19 protein-coding genes and 2 pseudogenes are annotated in these 20760 nt (G+C 41.1%); 8 read left to right on the top strand and 13 right to left on the bottom strand.

The features are described from left to right. Positions 1-21 precede the first annotated feature (21 nt). The 4 genes from uspB to N5E84_RS12925 all read left to right on the top strand — a co-directional run bounded on the left by uspB (position 22) and on the right by N5E84_RS12925 (position 3428). Positions 22-345, top strand: coding sequence for a universal stress protein UspB (gene uspB, locus N5E84_RS12940; RefSeq protein WP_029388213.1), 324 nt, complete (start codon positions 22-24; stop codon positions 343-345). A 145-nt stretch (positions 346-490) separates the two neighbouring features. Next, on the top strand, positions 491-1312 hold the full coding sequence (locus N5E84_RS12935) for an HDOD domain-containing protein (RefSeq protein WP_019282127.1): 822 nt from the start codon (positions 491-493) through the stop codon (positions 1310-1312). A 142-nt stretch (positions 1313-1454) separates the two neighbouring features. Next, the gene (locus tag N5E84_RS12930) at positions 1455-2642 is read left to right on the top strand and encodes an NAD(P)/FAD-dependent oxidoreductase (RefSeq protein WP_019282128.1); all 1188 of its coding nucleotides are present in this window, start codon (positions 1455-1457) and stop codon (positions 2640-2642) included. A gap of 132 nt (positions 2643-2774) precedes the next feature. Then, a complete protein-coding gene (locus N5E84_RS12925; RefSeq protein WP_232513662.1) occupies positions 2775-3428 on the top strand; it encodes a TnsA endonuclease N-terminal domain-containing protein in 654 nt (217 codons plus the stop codon). Here the strand turns inward: N5E84_RS12925 and N5E84_RS12920 are convergent. Then, positions 3425-4575 (bottom strand): IS3 family transposase gene (locus N5E84_RS12920; RefSeq protein ID WP_095661212.1). Its coding sequence is split into 2 segments (ribosomal slippage): positions 3425-4332 and positions 4332-4575, totalling 1152 coding nucleotides; the frame shifts between segments, so codons are not numbered across the junction. The two genes, N5E84_RS12925 and N5E84_RS12920, sit on opposite strands and share 4 nt — an antisense overlap. Before the next feature lie 60 nt (positions 4576-4635). Between N5E84_RS12920 and N5E84_RS12915 the strand changes: the two are divergent. The 3 genes and pseudogenes from N5E84_RS12915 to N5E84_RS12905 all read left to right on the top strand — a co-directional run. Then, positions 4636-5274: pseudogene (locus tag N5E84_RS12915) on the top strand (integrase); the annotation flags it as partial. An 11-nt stretch (positions 5275-5285) separates the two neighbouring features. After that, positions 5286-5816: a hypothetical protein gene (locus N5E84_RS12910; RefSeq protein ID WP_019283381.1), complete on the top strand. Its 531-nt coding sequence runs from the start codon at positions 5286-5288 to the stop codon at positions 5814-5816. Then, a complete protein-coding gene (locus tag N5E84_RS12905) occupies positions 5816-7177 on the top strand; it encodes a tyrosine-type recombinase/integrase (protein WP_019283382.1) in 1362 nt (453 codons plus the stop codon). The genes N5E84_RS12910 and N5E84_RS12905 overlap by 1 nt, the downstream gene beginning before the upstream one ends. Before the next feature lie 396 nt (positions 7178-7573). On the opposite strand, the gene N5E84_RS12900 is transcribed toward N5E84_RS12905, so the two are convergent. From N5E84_RS12900 to N5E84_RS12880, 5 genes are all read right to left on the bottom strand, one after another. Next, on the bottom strand, positions 7574-8032 hold the full coding sequence (locus tag N5E84_RS12900; RefSeq protein ID WP_232513663.1) for a DUF4231 domain-containing protein: 459 nt from the start codon (positions 8030-8032) through the stop codon (positions 7574-7576). A 110-nt stretch (positions 8033-8142) separates the two neighbouring features. Continuing rightward, entirely contained in the window at positions 8143-9318 is a 1176-nt protein-coding gene (locus tag N5E84_RS12895; RefSeq protein WP_019283384.1) for a nucleoside phosphorylase, read from the bottom strand. Continuing rightward, the gene (locus tag N5E84_RS12890) at positions 9315-9764 is read right to left on the bottom strand and encodes a response regulator (RefSeq protein ID WP_019283385.1); all 450 of its coding nucleotides are present in this window, start codon (positions 9762-9764) and stop codon (positions 9315-9317) included. Before N5E84_RS12890 ends, N5E84_RS12895 begins: the two co-directional genes overlap by 4 nt. Next, entirely contained in the window at positions 9761-12631 is a 2871-nt protein-coding gene (locus tag N5E84_RS12885; RefSeq protein WP_198303352.1) for a hypothetical protein, read from the bottom strand. Before N5E84_RS12885 ends, N5E84_RS12890 begins: the two co-directional genes overlap by 4 nt. Before the next feature lie 76 nt (positions 12632-12707). Next, the gene (locus tag N5E84_RS12880) at positions 12708-13331 is read right to left on the bottom strand and encodes a hypothetical protein (RefSeq protein WP_019283117.1); all 624 of its coding nucleotides are present in this window, start codon (positions 13329-13331) and stop codon (positions 12708-12710) included. A 251-nt stretch (positions 13332-13582) separates the two neighbouring features. On the opposite strand from N5E84_RS12880, the pseudogene N5E84_RS12875 reads away from it, so the two are divergent. Then, a pseudogene (locus N5E84_RS12875) lies at positions 13583-14221 on the top strand (ATP-binding protein); the annotation flags it as partial. A gap of 5 nt (positions 14222-14226) precedes the next feature. Here the strand turns inward: N5E84_RS12875 and N5E84_RS12870 are convergent. From N5E84_RS12870 to N5E84_RS12840, 7 genes are all read right to left on the bottom strand, one after another. After that, entirely contained in the window at positions 14227-15186 is a 960-nt protein-coding gene (locus tag N5E84_RS12870; protein ID WP_017048695.1) for a DUF2860 domain-containing protein, read from the bottom strand. Positions 15187-15418: 232 nt separating this feature from the next. After that, positions 15419-16018, bottom strand: coding sequence for a thiol:disulfide interchange protein DsbA/DsbL (locus tag N5E84_RS12865; protein ID WP_026028316.1), 600 nt, complete (start codon positions 16016-16018; stop codon positions 15419-15421). A gap of 30 nt (positions 16019-16048) precedes the next feature. Beyond that, positions 16049-17035, bottom strand: coding sequence for a serine/threonine protein kinase (locus N5E84_RS12860; protein ID WP_026028515.1), 987 nt, complete (start codon positions 17033-17035; stop codon positions 16049-16051). 37 nt (positions 17036-17072) lie between these two features. Then, on the bottom strand, positions 17073-18380 hold the full coding sequence (locus tag N5E84_RS12855) for an IS4-like element ISVa16 family transposase (RefSeq protein ID WP_029388402.1): 1308 nt from the start codon (positions 18378-18380) through the stop codon (positions 17073-17075). 124 nt (positions 18381-18504) lie between these two features. Beyond that, on the bottom strand, positions 18505-19923 hold the full coding sequence (gene ccoG / locus N5E84_RS12850) for a cytochrome c oxidase accessory protein CcoG (protein ID WP_017046352.1): 1419 nt from the start codon (positions 19921-19923) through the stop codon (positions 18505-18507). Between the two features lie 265 nt (positions 19924-20188). Beyond that, positions 20189-20455: a YihD family protein gene (locus N5E84_RS12845; protein WP_029189868.1), complete on the bottom strand. Its 267-nt coding sequence runs from the start codon at positions 20453-20455 to the stop codon at positions 20189-20191. Positions 20456-20562: 107 nt separating this feature from the next. Next, the gene (locus N5E84_RS12840; protein WP_010319922.1) at positions 20563-20730 is read right to left on the bottom strand and encodes a hypothetical protein; all 168 of its coding nucleotides are present in this window, start codon (positions 20728-20730) and stop codon (positions 20563-20565) included. Positions 20731-20760 lie beyond the last annotated feature (30 nt).

The raw sequence follows: 20760 nt of genomic DNA, 5'->3' as shown, positions 1-20760 counted from the left end.
CAAAGGTGTAGGGAGGAAAAGATGATCACTGGGGATACAATTTTATTTGCGCTAATGCTGGTCACTGGGGTTAACCTAGCCAGGTATCTTACTGCGCTACGCTCACTTATTTACATCATGCGCGAAGCTCATCCATTGCTTTATCAACAAGTGGATGGCGGTGGCTTTTTTACCACTCACGGTAATGTCACAAAGCAGGTTCGTCTTTTCCACTATTTGAAAGGTAAAGAGTATCACCATCACCACGATCCCCTATTTACGGGTAAGTGTGATCGCGTTAGAGCGCTGTTTATCTTGTCGATGTCATTGCTGGCGGTGACAACCTTCGCGGCTTGTATCGTATAACTGAGCCAGTCATTGTATTGATTAAAGGAGCTATCGTGCTCCTTTTTTATCGTCTGTATAAAGTCATCGACTTATTTCTTCACTATTATGCATCTTCATTGTACGGCGACTATTATTAGCAAGAGCAATCGAAAGGAGAAAAATAATGGATGAAAAAGCACTGCTCGCACGTTTGAATGAGTTACCTCGTATTCAACAAGTATTACAAGAACTACTCGAAATGGTTAATAAGGAAGAGGTCGATTTTGGTGCGCTCACAAAAAAAATTGCCATGGAACAAGTGTTGAGTGCGCGGCTGCTTCGCCTTGCAAATTCGGCACATTTTGGCGGAAGCCGCACAGTGGCCTCTATCAATGATGCGGTGATTCGTGTCGGAAGTGGCTCGGTGAGAACTATGGTGGTGGCATCGGTATTATCCAGTGCTTTTCCTAAAATTGACACCTTGGATCTGCAGCAATATTGGTCCGATACCTTTGAAATTGCCATTATCGCCAGCAAACTGGGGGCCGCTTGTAAACTCGATGCCAATAGCGTTTTTACTACCGGAATATTGCACAACATTGGCCAATTGATGATCCACACATTAGCGCCGCAAGAAGCGTTGAAAATTCGTCTTTGTGTTGATGCTGGTGAAGTTGAACTAGAAGCACAACAGCAAATCATCCATACCGATGCTAATGTACTGGGGGCGAAGCTAGCCAAAGCTTGGAAGTTTCCTGATGAGATGGTCGATGCGATCGCCTACTCTGCGCAGCCAGAAAAAGCGCAGCTTTCACCAAAACTTGCCCGTGTATTGCATTTTGCCCGTGATATCCACCATCAATGGGATATCCTGACCGAAAAAGAAAAACGCTTATTTCTGGCTGAGCACCCAGATGCTCGTGTGCTGGCAATATCTGCCACATTTGCTGAAACAATTGACGCCGTTCGCGGAAAAGGGCGCGAGCTTGCCGAGCAGCTCGTCTAATACCGTCGCTGGTGGATTAACCTTGTCTTCACTCAATTAGTCGTTAAAATGTCCCCCATTGATAAGGATGTACGCTACTAGCGCTGCATCCTTTTTGTTTGTCATTAGGTGCGTATGCGTCTAGTTAAATGAAGGTGAAAGCATGAGTCAGTCGTTTGATGTTGTCGTTATTGGTGCTGGCGCCGCCGGGCTAATGTGCGCCGCGCAAGCTGGCCTGCGCGGGCGCAGCGTATGCGTTCTCGATCATGCCAAAAAGCCTGGCCGTAAAATTTTGATCTCAGGTGGCGGTCGCTGTAATTTCACCAATTATGAACTATCGGCCGCTAACTACTTATGCCGCAATCCCCATTTCGTTAAATCAGCGTTATCGCAGTACAGCCAGTGGGACTTTATCTCGCTGGTCAGTAAATACAATATTGCGTTTGAAGAGCGCGATCATGGCCAGCTCTTTTGCCTTGATTCGGCGAAGGACATCGTCAATATGTTGCTAAAAGAGTGCGATTTACCGACGGTCAAGCAGCGTTATCAAGTCGAGATTCAATCGATAGATAAGGTGCCAAACGGCTTTCAGCTCACCACCAATGACGGGCCGATCCAATGCCAGTCACTGGTGGTCGCAACGGGTGGCTTGTCGATGCCCAAGCTTGGTGCGACTCCTTTTGGTTACAAAATTGCAGAGCAGTTTGGACTGGCGGTGATCCCAACCACGGCCGGGCTCGTGCCTTTTACACTGCATAAACAAGATAAAGAAGATTTCGCCGAACTGGCCGGCATTGCCATTCCAACTGAAATCACTACTGAAGATGGCACAGTGTTTAAAGAAGCACTGCTGTTTACTCATCGTGGTTTATCTGGGCCGGCGGTGTTGCAAATTTCTTCTTACTGGAAAGCGGGGCAGAAGGTCAGTATCAACTTAGTGCCGGAAGTAGACATCGAGCGGCTATTAAATGAATCACGTGAAGCACACCCAAATCAAAGCTTAAAAAATACACTCGCGAAAGTACTGCCTAAGCGTTTAGTTGAAGTACTGATTGAGCGCAAAGCTTTTGTCGATAAACCGCTCAAACAGTTAAACCCACACGAAATAACCGCTATCGAACACGACTTACAACATTGGCCGATTCTTCCCAATGGTACTGAAGGTTATCGCACAGCCGAAGTCACATTAGGTGGCGTAGACACCGATTGCCTCTCATCGAAAACCATGGAATGCAAATCGGTTCCGGGCCTCTATTTTATTGGTGAGGTAATGGATGTAACGGGCTGGCTTGGCGGCTATAATTTCCAATGGTGTTGGTCAAGCGGCTATGTCGCCGGACAGTGGGTGTAATTCTGTGTAGAAACAATAAAGTTCGCCCGTAAGCACTAAAGTCTGCCCGCAAGAGCATTTTGAGACAATAAAGTTTGCCCGTAGTAGCTCTGCTTACTATGATTAGTTTAGGCGAACTTTATTGGATTTAGCATGGGACATGGCCGAAAAATTGAGTCGTTGGATGATTATCAACGGCACTTAAAGAACAAATACGGTATAGGCCAAGGCGCTAACTATAAACCTTGGCTTAGGATTCAGGATGTCAAATCTAAGGGTATACGCTCGCTGATTTACGGTAGGAAATCTCAAAGAGACCACCATATGATGTCCTCAATAGAAAGTGAGCACTTTTATCTTGCTGAGTTTTCGAACCGTGTAGTTGATATCAGAGAACAATTTCCTCTCTTCCCTTTAAATTTTACGCAGAAAGTTGCTAAAACCCTTGGGGTTAAACACCCTACCCACCCTCATACGAAAGAACCGATTATCATGACAACGGATCAGTTGCTCACGATAGACTCCCCTCAAGGTATTATATATCACGCTGTTTCTGCAAAATCAGAAGAGGATTCTAGTGATCTACGTGTACTGGAAAAAAATGATATCGAGAGGGTTTGTTGGGAGTTGCTTGGGGTTAAATTCAGTTACTTTACTGGGAATGAATTAACAAGAGTCCAAAGCAGCAACCTTCAATGGGCTACCTCACCTTTCCGTAAGAACCCTGCGAGCTTTTCATCCGATCTGGTTAATTGCGCGCTCTCTATCTTAACTGATCTGCTCCAGCCAGACTGGACACTTCATTAAGCGACATTTTTATTTTCAAAGTTAACTGGACTTAGATACCCAAGAGCACTGTGCCTTCTTGTCCGATTATAATCAACCTCGATGTATTCAAAGAGCGTTTGACGCATCTCGTCTCGCGTCATGATCGGCTCATATTGGATCGCTTCAACCTTCATTGAATGGAAGAAGCTCTCAACACAAGCATTATCCCAGCAGTTTCCTTTCCTACTCATACTTTGCTTTAGATTATAAGCGGTTATGATGTCTCGATAATCTTTTGAGCAGTACTGACTACCTCGGTCACTATGAACGATCACCTGCTCAGGGAACCCACGACGGAACAAGGCCATTGATAATGCATCGCAGACCAGTGTTGCGGTCATTCTGGTATCCATAGACCAGCCGACTACTTGCCTTGAATAAAGGTCAATAATTACCGCCAAATACAGCCAGCCTTCACTTGTCGCAACATAGGTGATGTCTCCCGCCCACTTTTGATTCGGAGCCTCCGCGTTAAAATCCTGAGCTAGCAGGTTCGGAGCAACTGGCATTTTATGTTTGCTATCCGTAGTGCACCTAAACTTACGTGCCGCTTTCGGCGTTAAATCCTGACGCTTCATACTAGCGGCAATGGTTTTAACATTACGGCTATCACCGTTCTCTGCCAGCTCTTTCTGGATACGCCTTGAACCATCACGGCCTTTGCTGTTGTCAAAAGCCTTTTTGACCTTCGTATCAAGCTCTTGGCGAGTTACCTCGCGCTGAGTGGCCTTGTGGCGATGCTTAATCCAGTAATAAAACCCACTTCGTGAAACCCCGAACACCTTAGCCATGCGGACAGCACTGAAGCACAGCAGGTGTTCGAGCATAAATTCGTAGCTATCTACTTTAGATTTTTCGCGAAGTAGGTGGCGGCCTTTTTTACGATATCTAGCTCTTCAGCTTGCTCGGCCAATTGCCTTTTGAGCTTTGCGACTTCAGCGGCTAGATCTTTTTCCCGCTGACTGGTGCTAGTATCTTTCTTGGCTGCTTTACGCCAACCGTAGATCTGGGATTCGTGTAACGAGAGATGTTGCGCTGCCGTAGCTACTCCCAGCTTTTCTGCTAGCTTCAGTGCTTCTGCTTTAAATTCAGCAGAATGGAGAATACGTTTTTTCTTGTTTGTCATGGTTCACCTCATTAGTGATTGTACTCACTTAATTAGGTGTCCAAAACTGGTGGTGCGGATCACTCAATGCGTTGCCAGTTAAGTCAGGTAGTCCACACGACTTATAACGCACACTTTGATGCCTTATGCGATTACGTCGAAACGGACTTGGTACAGTATGACAACGGTGAATACCGCCGTAATTACGTTCGTCAGCACCAATTAAGACGTTTCTTTGCAATGACATTCTTCTGGTCTAAAGGGTTCGATGGTATGGATGCCCTGCGTTGGATGCTCGGACATTCAGACATGGAACATCTATATCACTATATCTCTGAATCGGAAACTGGGGCGGTCCTAAACGGGGCTAAAGCTAGTGTAATTGTTCGTGGTGTGGTTGATTCTACCTCTGAGCTTGCGAAGCTCGAAGGGATAGAAGAGGTTCGTAAAATCATTGCAGAACACCTGACTGGTGATAGCTCAACACCAATCACTATAGAATCACTGAGTGAAGCAGCAGAAGATTACGATGATGAGTCTTATCTAACCGTCCCTCATATAAGCCAACTTCAAAAAGAACAGGACATTGAAACAGAGGTTATTCAGCTTTTAGAAGAAGGTCGAATCACGCTTGAGCCAGAGTTCTTTACCATCGAAGATGCTGATGGAAATACAACTCAAACCTTTAATCTAATTTTAAAAATCAGTGACCTTGATTAAGGATTGTGAAAATGAAAGTTTTAGAGAAAAACCAAACCAAGGTACTTGAAACAGAAAAGCTGTTAAGGGAAATCATCACAATCCCTGCTGAGTTTAAAAATGATGAAGAACTACTAAAAGCGCTCAAGTCTCAATCTGGTATCGCTAAATACCAGAATGAAGAGCGTAATATCACGTCGTGCTCGCTAAACACAGTAAAAAACATCTCAGAAGCACTTCTAGAGAGAGGCTTCTTATCCTTAGATGAGCTTCGTATTAATGCAAAACTGGCGATAGAGGCTGCACATCACGTTGAGAAAGCCTCCAAAGGCAACAAGCAAACCGTAGTGGGTTTAAAGCACAAAGTTGCTGAGCTTGAATCAGAGCTGGATACAGCACAGCGCAGCAATTCTTTACTAACCGTTATGGTCTCAGAGCTGCGCTCTAGACTAAAGCAACTGGCGATGCATGAAGGAACAGTAGAAGAGCGACGGGAGCTTTATCGAGAGCACAATCGGAAGATTGAAGCGCAGATGAATTTCACACTGAATGGAGAGGTATGATGGCGGTTCGTAAGCTTGAAGGCTTTGAGCAATGGAGTCACCTTGGGTTTGATGGCAAGCTTGTCTTTCGTAAGCCATTGGATATTCCTTTCGTAACCTACAGCGATCATACTCCTTGCTATGAAGCCAATGGCTACATCCATAGTTTGATGGTGAGAAACTTAAAAAGCGACACTATTCGAGGATATGCCCACGATATCATCCACTTGGTTCATTTTATTGAAAAACAGCCAATGCTGAGTCGGTTTAGTCAACTTACAGACGCAACATTCACCCTTTTCGTTCAGTCACTACAGGCTGAGAGAACGCCGCTTGGCGAGCTAAAACGCAAGAATAACTCAGTTATAAAGATTGCACACACCTGTCTGGATTTTTTGGAGTTTGTCCAAGGCTTCCATGATTTAAGCGCTTTTATTGGCAAAGATAAAGGTAACTCAATTCAGATACTTGAAAAACATTACAAGCGCAAACAGGAAGGCTATAAAGGGTTCATTGAAGGCACTAAAATTACGCACCCTGCTGTACCAACAAAAGATGAGATCAAGAAACGTCACCCTGTTTCGGAAGATGATGCCTTGCGTGTGTGGGAGTTTATAAAGATTCAGAAAAACAAAGATAAGCGCAGAAGGGACATGGCGTTATACGCTGCAATGGAGCAACTAGGTGGTCGTGTATCGGAGCTTCACTTGATTAAAATGACCGATTATGAGGAAGCTAGACGCACAGGTATGCTCACTCTCACCACTCTGAAGCGTAGGGACGATAACAGCACTCGAAAGATTCCTGTGCCACACCTTTTGTTATCAATGATTGCCGATTACGTCAAAGTTCGTAAGAAAGCGATGAGGAAGAAAAAGGTTCAGCATGACTACCTCTTTATCAGCTTAACCACAGGTCACCCCTTATCTGCTGGCTCATGGATAACGTACATGAACGCTTGGAAAAAAGAGCTTGGCATCGAGGGGGAGTTACATCCACACCTGTGGAGGCACGCATTCATTACAGACAAGCTTAAGGAACTTATTCTTGCCTCTAAAGAAGTGAATGATAAAGATGATTTCCGAAAACATTTGCTTCATACACAAACATTTAAAATGCAGCTTCAGCAATGGACAGGTCATACGCAATTGAGTTCTCTAGATACTTACATTGACCTCGCATTTGCTGATATTCATGGCTATACAGAGGTTTACAATGCAGTTTCTCTAAAGTCGAGTGTTAATCTAGCAAAACGTCAGGTCGAGCTATTAAGAGAACAGGTAGCAAGGAAAGAGCTGACCACTACCGCTGCGCTTAGGGAGTTCGAGGTGATGTTGGAAGCCTTTCAGTTAGATATTGATAAAAGTATTGTCTCATCGTGATAACAAATTGTGTTAGCAGGGATAGCAGTTAGCAGGGATAGCGCTGAAACATTTCTGGACAAAAACATGTCAGCTCGCTTGCTAATTTAGCGAACTATGGATTAGCTCAAGTATTGGTAACTATGGAAGGAAAAAGGCAATATTCGACACTATTATTTTTTAACCTGTGATGCAGAAACGGAAAAAACCCTAGCATTTCTGCTAGGGCTTAGAGTGTGGCGGAGAGATAGGGATTTGAAGCCTATCGCTCGCTAAAGTTATTTCGCAACCCTTTGATAAATAAGGGTTTTCATCACTTAAATCTGCAAGCCTAGTTACAAGTGTCTAAGTCAATTAACCTCATCATGAATATCAAAAGATAAAAACTAAGTCAAGTTGCTTTTAATAAAATAAGCCCTATTTTGCTTTCGCATCATCAGGTGCAAAATTACTAAGCGAATTGGTATCAGGTACTGCTTTAGTCCACATATTGTGTGCTTCTGAAGCAAAGCTTGTAACTTCCGAAATCAGCAACTTATCAGCTACAGTATCTGGCAAATCTTCATATGCGTCTGTTTTATATCGGTAATGAATTAAAGCTGTTTCTATTCTTCTTTGTGCTGTTCTATATACAGTCCAAAGGGTTTGTGGCTTTCTCAATTGGATCCACGCTGTCGAAAATGCAGCAATGGCCGATAATCCAGACGGAACAACCTTTGACAACCATATGCCCTCACCAAAACTTACAAACAACGGAGCGAGTAAAGAGCAAATCATAACGCCGCGAAAACACCAGATACTTTCAAACTTATTATGATCTGCTTTCTTTTGGTAATGTTTAGCCTGGGCTAAAGCGTAGCTATCAACAGAGTCCACACAGAAATCCTTGGGTTCGGACATTCTTTTCCTCAAACTTCTAACAAGTAAATATTAACAATTGTTTAGATAAACAGCTGTGTTTATGAATAACGAAGTCAATTAGAACTTTATATTAGTTCTTTGATCAATCCATATACAGCCTTAGCCGATATTAAAGCGGCAACTCGATGGTATTCATCCCCTTTACTTGTATTACCATTATCTACAACTGACTTTGCGCTAAAATAGTTTGGTTTTAATGGAGAACGTCTAGCAGCTTCATAAAGTGCGTACGATTCCATCTCAAAAGCCGTCTTTTTTCGATGTTGAGCAGTGACATGATCCAACATTGTTTCATCGGCAATGACACTACTTCCACTGGATGTAGTCGCTGTATATATTTTTACATCTAAGGATGATGAATCATCAATCATTTCAGAACCCTGTAAAAGCACATCGCAACTTATCTCATCAATAAAAGACTTTTCTTTCACTATCCGATTAATAGCTACCTCAGTATCGTGAATTAGTGGAATAGAGTAACTTTCAGGTACAAAGCCTTCACTTGACCATTTACCAGCATCATGCTGATCACATTGTGAAGGGATTACAATATCGTAAATATTAGCCTTACCTTCAATCCCAGCGCAAATCCCACTCATACATATTATTTTTGGTTCGAATAAATCAATGGCTCGAGCACTAACAATTGATGTATTAACTAGCCCCATCCTTGGAGGAACAATAATTATCCCACTATGACCATCGATCATAATATCTTGGCAATTCAATCCGAATTTAATTGAAGTCTTTGGTTTCGTATAACCAGCCTCTATATATGATTCTGCTTCCTTTTCCAATGCACATACAATTATAAAATCGTATGTCACCTTAGGTATGCAGGATACTATTTTCCTTATAAAAGATTTTTTCCAATCTTCAGAACCTTGCTCGTAAGTTATGACATTAATATCATGTCTATTTAAGTTCGAAAAATTACTTTCAGCTGAATCAGAAAACTGGGTAATTGCAATAACAGGAGTCTTATAATTTTTAGAATCATAATCTCTAATTATTTCAACCATTCTCGATGTAACATCCTGAGGCTTGTCTAGAACAGTTTCCCCAAATATAGGAAGAACCAGGTCAACAACTACTAAATCAAACGTTTCCTTATTTATCTCAGCACTGAAACTAATGATTGAATTACAGTCTTTTATTTTTATATCAAAACCTATGCCATTCAAAACGTCTTTTATTTCAGACAACTTCTCGGGGTTATCCTCAACAACTAATACTTTCATAATTCATCCAATATATTTTTCAAACTGTGTTGCCAAGAGGATTCACCCTCTTTATATTCTATGCAATCTATCACATCGCAACCTAATTGGTCTTTAAACTCAAATTTTGCTTGTTTTAAATCATAAAATTTTCCTGAAATATCAATATCAGGGTATTGAGTGACGACAATACAAGGGTCTTTTCTATTCAAATAATTAAGCTCTAATAATACATCTATCCCGCCAGTTAAAAGCGATGTAGGAGCACCACCTCCAGCAACAGAAGGATGGCTAGGTATTGCCATATCGACTAAAATCAAGTCAAAAACCTCTCTATTTACAGAATTAATAGCTTCAGCTAAGCTACCTGCAATCTTTATATCGGCTTTTGAATTATACTGAATCAAAAATTGTTCAAGACTGTCAGCTTTAAAGCTGTCGTCTTCGATAATTAAAATGTTTTTCATAGGTGGCCCAACCTGTAAATCATTTCAATACAAACTTTTCGTTTAACACATTCTATGTTAATTATTTCAAAGTTCTCGTCATACTTGTCTAAGTGGTAAAGTTTTTTAATACCACTGAGGTTTTCTACAGTTTGAGCTTGGTCAATATCATCATCATCTAAGCTAACTGTAAGTAGATCAACTATACTATCTTCATTTGAAGTGTCACATATTTCTGAGTCAAACTTTACTCGAACAAAAGCACTTGATTCATCACGATCAATTGTGAAGCTTCTAAATATTTCTCCAGACTCTTTCCCATGTTGTGCTGCATTAAATACTATTACGTAGAGAGCATCGTAGAGTACGTGATAAGCTCCACCTATCAATTCAATATCGTTTTCTTCCTCAAAACTCGTATCTGGTGAAAAGTTGGGATAGCTCTGTTTCACTTCAGTAACTACAACTTTATATAAAAGATTTAAAGATGCTTTGGGAGACACACTTTGAGGTTTTTTGAACCAACTATACATCTCTGTAAGTTTATCATTTACAAGACGCTGAATATCCCTCTGAAAACTAGATATTCTCGAGCTATCAATTGTGATTTGTAGTGATTTTTTCCTTATCTCACTTAGAATTTCCATATCTACGAGATTGTTTTTTCTACTCTTCAAAAAACCATGAACAGATCTCATGTCAATTTCTGCAAGTCTCCAGCAATATTCATTAATCAATAAAATTGAGTTATAGGAACTACTGTTTTTTTCAAAGTCAGAGTACACGTTGTTAATACAACCACTCAAAACCTCTATTTTATTAGCCCCGCTAATTTCTGGTGAAAGAAAACCTTCGAACGTACTACTTTTCTTTATATGAAGCTTGTTTTTAACAATTGAGTCCACTTCATTTTTATATTTATCTTTAAATGAAGACCATAGTGGATATATTAAAGGGTTGCTAATCATTTCGTTATAAGTTTGCTCTATTTCATTAACAACACTATGATAAAGGTGCCCTTTAAATGTCCCATGACGAAGTCGTCTTCCAAGGTAAGATGCAATACCAAATAAATTATTTGAACAAAACTCTGAATAACATTTTGATATTATCTGAATTATTTGAGGTTCATTGGTATTTACTGCGTCCTTATCATGTAATGAAAATGATAATACTGTAGTTAAATCTTGTGCGATTTCATCTTGCATCCATTCTAAGAATTTAGAAGTATCAACATATATTCTATTGTCATCTAACTCGCCTTTTACAAGATTTATCTTATGGTCAATAATTAAGTTTTTAGCTCTTACTTTATAACTATTATCACCTGTAACATCTCCCATCCAATCATGAAGGTTTGCTCTAGTTTCCGTTATTTTTTCTGTCGAGATAATTATGTGACTTAGCTTAGAGATAAAGTCTTCTGTACATACTTCATAAGTATATTCTGCTACTGCTTGAGATTTCTTAGAAACACTATCGACAAAATTAACTAAACTAGACCCATTTTTATCAATTACATAGTTTTGCAATTTTCTCCGCAACTTGTAATGATCTGCTTCATTCTTACTTCTTTTGAATATTAATAATAGTAAAACAATCTCAGATAATTCACTTGGAGCTGATAATATGAAGTTTTTAATGTGGTCTATATTTATTGTTCTAGCTAGATCTCGAGTATTTTCCATTAAACGCAGTAAAACTTCCTCCGTAGTGAAAATCTTTCCTTCATTTATATGAATAATTAAATTTAGCAGTGCAGAGTTAGAAATTGAAGATTTATTGACAGATAATTTATTGCCACCGAACTCTAATACCATTTCCTTACTAAGTATTTCTTCAATACTATTTATACTTATATTCTTAATTACTCTAGATACAAGATTATCGTTTATATCGAAATATGAAGACTCAGGAGCGTCATTAAAGTGATCAATAAGCAACCGATACTGAACAACTTCATCATTTTCAATCCAAGCACAACTTCTTTGAAAGAAAACACCTTCTGCATCGCCATAGTCCTTTGCAAGGTCGAGTATTTGCTGTATCGGCTTAGAATGAGCATTAATGAGGTTAAACACCCATTCAATATAACCATATTTTGAATTGTCAAAATGATAACCATTCACTTTTAAGATAATGATTGCATCTACTAAACTTGATTGTAAGCAACTTTGTGTCAACTGAATTAAGTCTGAAGGATCTTTGGCATGAGGGTGAAAGCCGATGCGCAATAAATCTCTTGTAAATTGATTAAAGGCGCCTTTATTTTTTGTAGACATTACAGACTTTTTGACACTCAAATAATCTTGCTCTTCCTTGTAACAATAAAGTAACGTATTTACCACATTACTTCTAATTCCATATGACTTAATAATCTCACTAAGACTCTCGAATTTAGACGTTTCATCTTGGGAAATGATAAATATTGCTTTTCTCAGTAAAACATGGCTATGACCGTGCTCATCGATAGCTCCTTTTAATAAACTCTCAGCTAAGAATAGATCATTTTTATATATACTCTCATTTATGTTGAACAAATCAAAAAAGAATTTTTCTATTTCTTTTTTATTTGATTTAATAACATTATCCATATATGAGAGTTTTTTATTCAGATCAAACTCATCTAGTCTTATAAAATCCTCCCGAAATTGAGGCTCCTTTGGGAATAGTTCGGGTAATAACTTGCTGCCAACGGATAAAGCTTTTACTGCTTTTTCTGCTTGGTATAACTCTGTAACATTGCATTTTTTCCGAAGATTATTCATTAGACCTACAGACTCTTTATCATTGGCAGAAGAAATTGCTCTGACCTTGTTTCTTGTCGATATCTTCAGCCTTCTAAGTTCAGAACCAATATTACTTTTTTCGTCAAATGGGAAAAACATGATTTATACCTTCATTATTATAATAGGTTGGTAACGTTAACACTCTAATGTTTTTAGCTATATTTATTAAATATCACTACTTAAACGATATATTACTTGTTAGAGTCCAGCCTATGTCTTTATTGTTCATACCTGCCAAAACTTGGACTTTTGACCAACTGACTTTTACGCCTTGGATATCTTCAATATATCCAGATTCTATTAGCCTAATTGGAGTTTTATGTATTAAAATATTTTTATATTCTGCGTTTGTTTTGTCTTTATTATATTTTAAAAAATTAGGACTTTTCATTAACAAAATTGTTTCACCATCAGCATTGATAATATAATTGCTACTTTCAGCTGAGATAATTGAACCTTGTTCTATAGCTTTTTTTCTATCTATTAGCGAGTATGCTAGTTGTAATTTACAGTCTCTAGAATCTAACATTTGCACTGAAAGCTCTTCGTAAGGGATACCTTTATATATGTTATTATGAACGATAAAGTCACCACTACCATCAATTTTGGCGCCAATCAGTTTCGAGATTGTCCCCGCATTGCCTTGTAATTTAGCTTTGACTTCGGTTGAGGAAACAGAGCCATTTGCCTTTATTTGCTCACAAATCTCCTTAGCAAACTGTGAAATCTCACTAAGCGAACTGATTGCCTGTACATATGACGGAAGCATTAATAAAATTATCATCACGATTCGATTCATAAGGATCCCCTTTTTCTCCTTATGCTTACAATTTCATGACAAGATGTCAATTTACAATCAATGAGTTAGCCTTACACATCAAATTTTTCAACAAGGTATACGTGTATCTTCCATCATTACGAGTACCTTGGATTCGAGAGTGACTAAATACAAAAATGAACGACCTATCGTTCCGCTAGCATCTGAAGCGATGCGCTCCACTAACTCTGACAATACTCACAATTTTCCAAGCATCAAACTGACAATATTTATTACTCAAACTCGATATTAGGAAAATGCCGGAATTTGAACGAAAAGTGCTCGACTCATTGCGTGAGCCATTAGAGTCAGGTGAAATTATTATTTCAAGAGCGCAAGGCAAAACGCGTTTTCCAGCTCGCTTTCAATTAGTGGGGGCGTTGAACCCCAGCCCAACTGGTTATTACGAAGGCACGCAAGCCAGAGCCAACCCGCAGAGTATTTTGCGCTATTTGAGACGCTTATCGGGGCCACTGCTTGATCGCTTTGACATGTCGATAGAAATCCCCTCGCTTCCCAAAGGAATGCTGGCAAATGGCGGCGAAAGAGGTGAAGCAACGGCTGTGGTTAAAGAAAGAGTGTTGATTGCTCGTGAACGGATGGTGATTCGTAATGGCAAGGTTAATGCTTTGTTGGGGAGCCGAGAAATTGAACAGTATTGCCCTTTAACTAAGGCTGACGCCGAATTTTTGGAAAATGCACTGCACCGCCTAGGGCTCTCCATCCGCGCGTATCATCGCATTATCAAAGTGGCGCGTACGATTGCTGATTTAGAAGGGGCCGAGCAGATTGCTAAGCCCCATCTAGCGGAAGCACTCGGCTATCGAGCGATGGACCGCTTGTTGAAACAACTGACCGCACAAGCGGTGTAATGAACTTAAAATTGGTAATTTAACCCTAGCGCTGTAAAGAGAGACGATTCGTCGTAAAACGAGAGGTTTGAGCTCGATTGGTTATAACCGGCTAAAGCGATTAATGACCAATCATCCCAATCCATAAATTGACTGTATTCGTACGCGAAGAATAGGCTCAGTTCATCGTCATTACGCACAGTGTGATTAAACAGTGAATTTCCACCTTGATAGTCGCGCTTGGTATAACCAGCGGTCAGCGCCAGTTTATGGCGATTGATAAACGTGAAGTAGGAGAGATCGGCGGCGTAAGAGTGATGAGTATTGGCGTCGCCATCCGCTTGGTGGTTGATATAAGTGATGGAGGGCTGTAACAAACTGGTTGGGCTCAGAGAATAACGATACTGCCCTTTTAGGTAGTAACTTTTACCATCACGAGCCAGTTCAGGGCTTGGAAACTGATCGTTGTCGATCTCTTTGGTCGCGTAAGCGACATCGATAGTCCATGGGCTGCCTTGAATACTATTGAATGTTAATCGGTAGGCATTTCCTGACTCATCGGTTTCTTGGCGCTGACTGTTTAGTTGGTAAGGATTGGCCCAGGTTTTTCCAGACATCACGGTCGGCAAAAAAGCCACATCAACCACGGTACCTGTCTCCATCTCATATTGATAGCCCAGCTGAAGCGCTAAAGTGCCGACGGCAATATCATCACGTGAGGTGCCTAGATAAACCTGTTGTTGACGTTTGTCCCCGAAGGTGTAAGCAAGGTTACCCAAAGGCCCAACGGCAAAGTTTGACTGCCGGCTACTCTTTGTTTCGAGTGATGTAATACGCTCATCTCCACCCGTATCAAATGATGATTGGGAAGATGCAAAAATAGTATTAATGGCAATCTCACCACTTAAACCTGTTTCTGGAGCCAGTTCGGCAGATACATGAAAAGCCAGAGCGCTAACAAGCGTCATGGACAGGTATTTATTCATTAGGAGTTTCCATACTTTGATTCAATAGTGGTTAAGTATATGAATAAACTTGGATGACGACACGATAAAACTAATCTGACCGTTTTATGAATGAAGGGTGAGCCTTGTCTTAGACATACACAGTTTTGTGCTGCGATGGCTTGTGTTTCAATATTGGTTGTATGAGAAAGCGCTGCAAGGTTGAACTTGATTAAGTAAAAATGAGGAGCCGTTGCTCCTCATTTTTGAATGATTACTTGGTCAGTAGGTAATTGACCAGTTCGAAGTATTCATTGGTCGATTTAACACCTTGTCCTTGCACCAAATAATGATTGTTAACCACGACAGCAGGCACACCTGAAAGGCCGCTTTCTTGGAACTGTTTGTCAAAGCGGCGCACCATTGAATCGACGGCAAAACCATTAAAGGCGGCATCAAATTTTGCTGCATCAATACCTTCGTCTAGGAAGATTTGGCGTAGATCCGCATCATCTCTTGGTGGTTTACGCATCGTGTGGATGCGGTTAAACATCACGGGCACCATTTTGTCTTCAACTTTGAGGGCAAGCATGGTGGCGTAAGCTTTACTCATTGATTTACCCATAGAGCCACCCATAAAAGAAACATGGTTTTTCTGCAGAGTCACCCCTTGTGGGAGCTGCTTTTTCAGTTGGGCGATGATCGGCTCAAAGGTATTACAGTGTGGGCAGTAAAAGGAGAAAAACTCCGTCACGGTTGGATTTTTAGAGGGTTCAAGATCAAGCACTTTATAATGCTCACCTTCTTTAAATTGGGCTGCATGAGCCGATAAGCTCAGCAGTAAGGTTGCAACCAGTGCAAAAAGCTTCTTCATTGTGTACTCCATTTATTGCTTCAAGGTGACTTACCATTGTGGCATTAGTGAGAGTGTGGGCTCGTCTAATGCTGCTATTTGTTCTTTAAACGCAAGCACTTGGCTTTCCCAATATTTAGGGTCATTAAACCAAGGGAAGGCGAGTGGAAAAGCAGGGTCCTGCCATCGTTTGGCCAACCATGCCATGTAATGCACCATTCGTAGACCGCGTAACGGTTCAATTAGTTTCAATTCGGCTGGATTAAAATCGTGAAACTCTTGATACGACTCCAAGATAATGTCCAACTGCATTCGCTTATCTTGCAATTCGCCATTGAGTAGCATCCACAAATCCTGTACTGCTGGTCCATTGCGAGCATCGTCTAAATCGACAAACATGGGCCCATCTCGCCACAAAATATTGCCTGGATGGCAATCACCATGCAAGCGGATGGCCGCGGATTTTGCTGGCCATTGCTGTTCAATTTTGTTGATCAATAACGATAAGTCACTGAAAAAGGTATTTTGCAAGTGCTGAGGTATAAAGGACGCATTTTCCAATAGCTGTTTGGGTTGATAAAGATACTCATCTAAGCTGATGGTCGGGCGATGAACAAATGTACGAGTGGCACTGATGTGATGAATGCGTCCAAGAAATCGGCCCACGCCTTCTAATTGGTCCATATTGTCCACTTCAAACTGCCGCCCACCCACACTGTTAAACAGCGCGAAATGATAGCCCTGATAGTGATGTAAGGTTGCACCGTTGATGAGTAATGGCTCAGCAATCGGAATTTCCGCCGCGTACAGCTCGCGTGTGAAATCGTGCTCCTCTTGAATTTGCTCAACACTCCAGCGCTGAGGTCGATAGAATTTCACCACATAGCGTTGGCGTTCTTCATCGATGAATTGATAAACGCGGTTTTCGTAACTGTTGAGTGCCAGAAATCCTGATTCAGCACGAATGCCGATGCTTTCTAAGGCATACCACATGGTATCAGGGGTGAGTGCATCAAAATGGAAAGAAGCTTTGGTCATGATTAAAAAGGGCCCATTACTGAGTAATGCCGTTCACTTAAGAGTGAACGGCATTTTTGTTCTTAGCATACCGTTGTGGTCTAGGCTTAACTGTTCTAGGGAATGTTCTTTCCCTTCGCCCTTCAAGTATTAAGCTTTCAGCCATGTTGTGAAAACCCTTTAACTGACGAGGTATTGCTCCTGGTGTTGAGTAAGGTAAGCCTACAAGTAACGCAGATACATGAGCTAATGTGCCGTTAAAACTCAGTTGATAAGGAAGGTAGTTTCCCTTTAAATTGAAGCAGAGCTCTACCATCTGATATCGAATTAAATTGTAAGTAAGTAAGATGCCCCATAACTCCTGCTTTACCAACTCTGGCAAACGACTTCGCAGCGTGAGACGGTTTCCAAGCATGTATTGTTTTTGCTCTCGGTAGCCTAGCTCTATCTCCCAACGATGCTCATAAAGACCAGTAATATCTTTTGATGGGTAACGCAGCGGATCTGTCATAGAAGTTAATACTTGGTAGTCTTTTCCTTTAATTTTACGAGTGACAAGTCGAGCGGTTATCGACTTTGGTAAATCAGACCATCGCTTTCTAGCTCTTGGATTACTGTGTAATTGAACAAGTTTGTCATTTCGCCCTAAAGATTGAACAATGTCATATTGTGTATTTTTCTTGAGGGGAATAAGCCAATGGCGCTCTGAGCCAGAGTCTTGCCATTTATGTAATAAGCCTAAAGAATAGAACCCCTTATCGAACATTGTCACGCTATGATTCGGTGTTGTTTCTATCAGTTTTTCAGCTAATACCATTTCGTTTGTATTGTAGTTATCAAAAGCACTGGCCGTGATAATATGACTGCTTAGTTCCATTTGGCAGACCATTCTCACTTGCGGATATTGTGTCCCTTTTTGTCGAGAAAATGCATTTTCATTTTGCGGGTTATCGGGCGTGCGCCAAACCACTCCATCGACGCCAAGAAGCGTTAATCCATTCCACTGGGGTAACTTTGCACTTTTTAACCATGAAGTCGTCATTTGCTCAAAGACCGCTTTAATTGCGCCTTCACCCAACGTCTTTCGACGTTGAGTCAACGCACTCGGTGCGACAAAAGCTTTACCCGTACGATCGACAATATCAAGCTGGTTAACTAAGTCTTTCATGGATTTATTGTTATAGATAGCCATTCCAACAAGTAACCAAACCATGGATTCTAGAGTTAATTTCCTCTTTCTCATCGTGACGGTATCAGTAAGAGAATAAGCTTCGTTGATGAGGTCAATTGGAAGTAAGTCAGACAAAGTCTCAACGTTGCTAGGTTTCCAATCATTAATTATGTTTAGAGCTTGGGAAACATCCATAAAAAAATCCAAGTGCATTAAATACACTTGGATTTTGACAGCTCTGAAGGATCGTTCAACCGATCCCTTTGGCCTTAACTGATCGGCATTACCATTACTGAGCCCTTTTCCATTCGTTACGAAGTTAGAGTTTATTAATAAACCGGCTCTCAACTTCTATCGTGAATTGGTTACTGTCCGTGAGTATAAACTGAATCGTCGCTATAGGAGAGCTGAGTTTGTCAGGAGCGACGCCAAGGCTGGTTGGTAGGTTCAATACCTCTCCTGGTTTGACTTGGATGGTTTGTTTACCATACCAAGAGACGTCCGATAGCCCTTTCACGTCAAGCTTATACTCTTGCGTTTGCTGAGTTTTGTTGATGACTTTCAAGGTGTAAGTGTTCTCAATTTCACCATTGCTGTTGGTTTTAAATAGCTGGTTTCTATCACGCAATACACTTAAGCCGACCGGATCAACGCTGGCTACTTGAGCGATGAATAAGCCAAACATCACCAGCAGTACCGTGCCATAACCGAGTAATTTAGGCCTGAGTATTTTGGTGTGGTGGCCGGAGAGGCGGTGCTCCGTGGTATAGCTGATAAGCCCTTTTTCATAGCCCATACGTTCCATCGTGGTATCGCACGCATCAATACAAGCGCCGCAGTTAATGCATTCGTACTGCAAGCCATCACGAATATCGATGCCAGTCGGACACACTTGTACGCACAAATCACAATCAATGCAGTCACCTAAACCGAGTGCTTTGTGATCGGCTTTACGAGCGCGTGGCCCACGAGTTTCACCGCGTTTGCTGTCATAGCCAACAATAAAGGTATCTTTGTCAAACATCGCAGACTGAAAGCGAGCATAAGGACACATATGAATGCAGACGATCGAACGCATCCAGCCTGCATTTCCGTAAGTACAAAGGGTGAAAAAGAGTACCCAGAAGACGGGCCAGAAACTTTCATCGAGTGTGAAAAAGTTCACCACGAGTTCGCGTACCGGGACGAAATAGCCGACAAAAGTAAAACCAGTACCGAGTGCAATCGCCAGCCAAGCAATGTGTTTGATGGCTTTTCTTATAGCAAGATTAGCGGTGAGTTTTCCTGAGTCCTGCTTGCGGCGTTTATTGGCGGCGCCTTCGAGTTTTTCTTCAAACCAAATGTAGATAAATGTCCACACAGTTTGCGGGCACAGATAGCCACACCAGACACGGCCAAGAAAAGTGGTAATAAAAAACAGGCCGAATGCCGCAATCATAAATAACAGGGCAAGTAGAGTGAGGTCTTGTGGATAAAGTGTGGTGCCGAAAAAGTTAAATTGCTGGTGGCCGATATCGAGCAAAATTGCTTGACGATCACCATAAGAGATCCACGGTACCAAAGTAAAAAGCAGTAATAAAAACCAGCCGCCATAACGGCGGAGTTGTTGATAAGTACCTTTACTTTCGCGCACATAAATACGGTTGCTGGGGTTAAAACGGTCACCGTTGCCTTTGTGAGTTTTGGGGTTGAATATTTTAGGAGTCACATCCTTTATATCGATTTTGTCCTGACTCATGAAATGATCCTTGTTGGGCTGTAAGGTGTGATTTCTTTTAGTTCACACTCTGCGACATTGCTGTTTTCTCTTTGGGTACAATACCAAGATGAGAAATTATCATTGTTCAATCTTTATTAAGCGGCAAGTATAACGCCAATAACAATTTTATTTCTTTAACACTATCAACCTTTAACAATAAAGCCTCAACTCGTGAGGCTTATCGCTAATAATAAAAAAGCGACCTAATAAGGCCGCTATCTTAATCATTATCACAGGGGCTACATCATTTTATGATGCCACGCGCGCGTAAAATGGCTGTTTTAAAATCATCTTCCTGATCTTTCTTCAGGCCAGGAATCATTTCGTCTTTGGCGCTGTTGCGCATTTTTAGATGGTAGATCAATACATCATCTGTAAGCGCTTCTAATGGTCCTTTATAACCCGCTTCTTGAGCCAGTTTGGTGATGAATTGCATTAAGTTGAGCTGCTGATCTTTTTGCCATTCAGGCGCAAGTAGTTCAATTAGCTCTTCAATTCGATGACATTGCATTCTCTTTTCCCCAATTTTTATAAGTATTTTGAGTAAAGGTATCAAATTGCGGATTGAAGTCCAATTGAGCGCAAAGAAAAAGCGCAGGGTTTAGCTGCGCTTTTTAATTATGCTGCCTGAACAACATTAGTTGTGCTCGATGCAGTAAGGGCATTTTTTTCAACTAAAGTCATTGCTGGAGCGACTTTTTTTGCAGTCGGAGCAGCAGCAAAACCACTACGACGACGCATTGCACTACGGTTTGTGTGCGAAAACCTGACAGCTGTTGGGCGCATTCATTAACCTAACGGTCAGGCACATCCATT

It is taken from the genome of Vibrio sp. J502, from assembly GCF_025397955.1.
GTDB classification, from domain to species: Bacteria; Pseudomonadota; Gammaproteobacteria; order Enterobacterales; family Vibrionaceae; genus Vibrio; species Vibrio anguillarum.
Note: the sequence above shows the minus strand (reverse complement) of the source record. Positions and strands in the feature narration are given on the sequence as shown.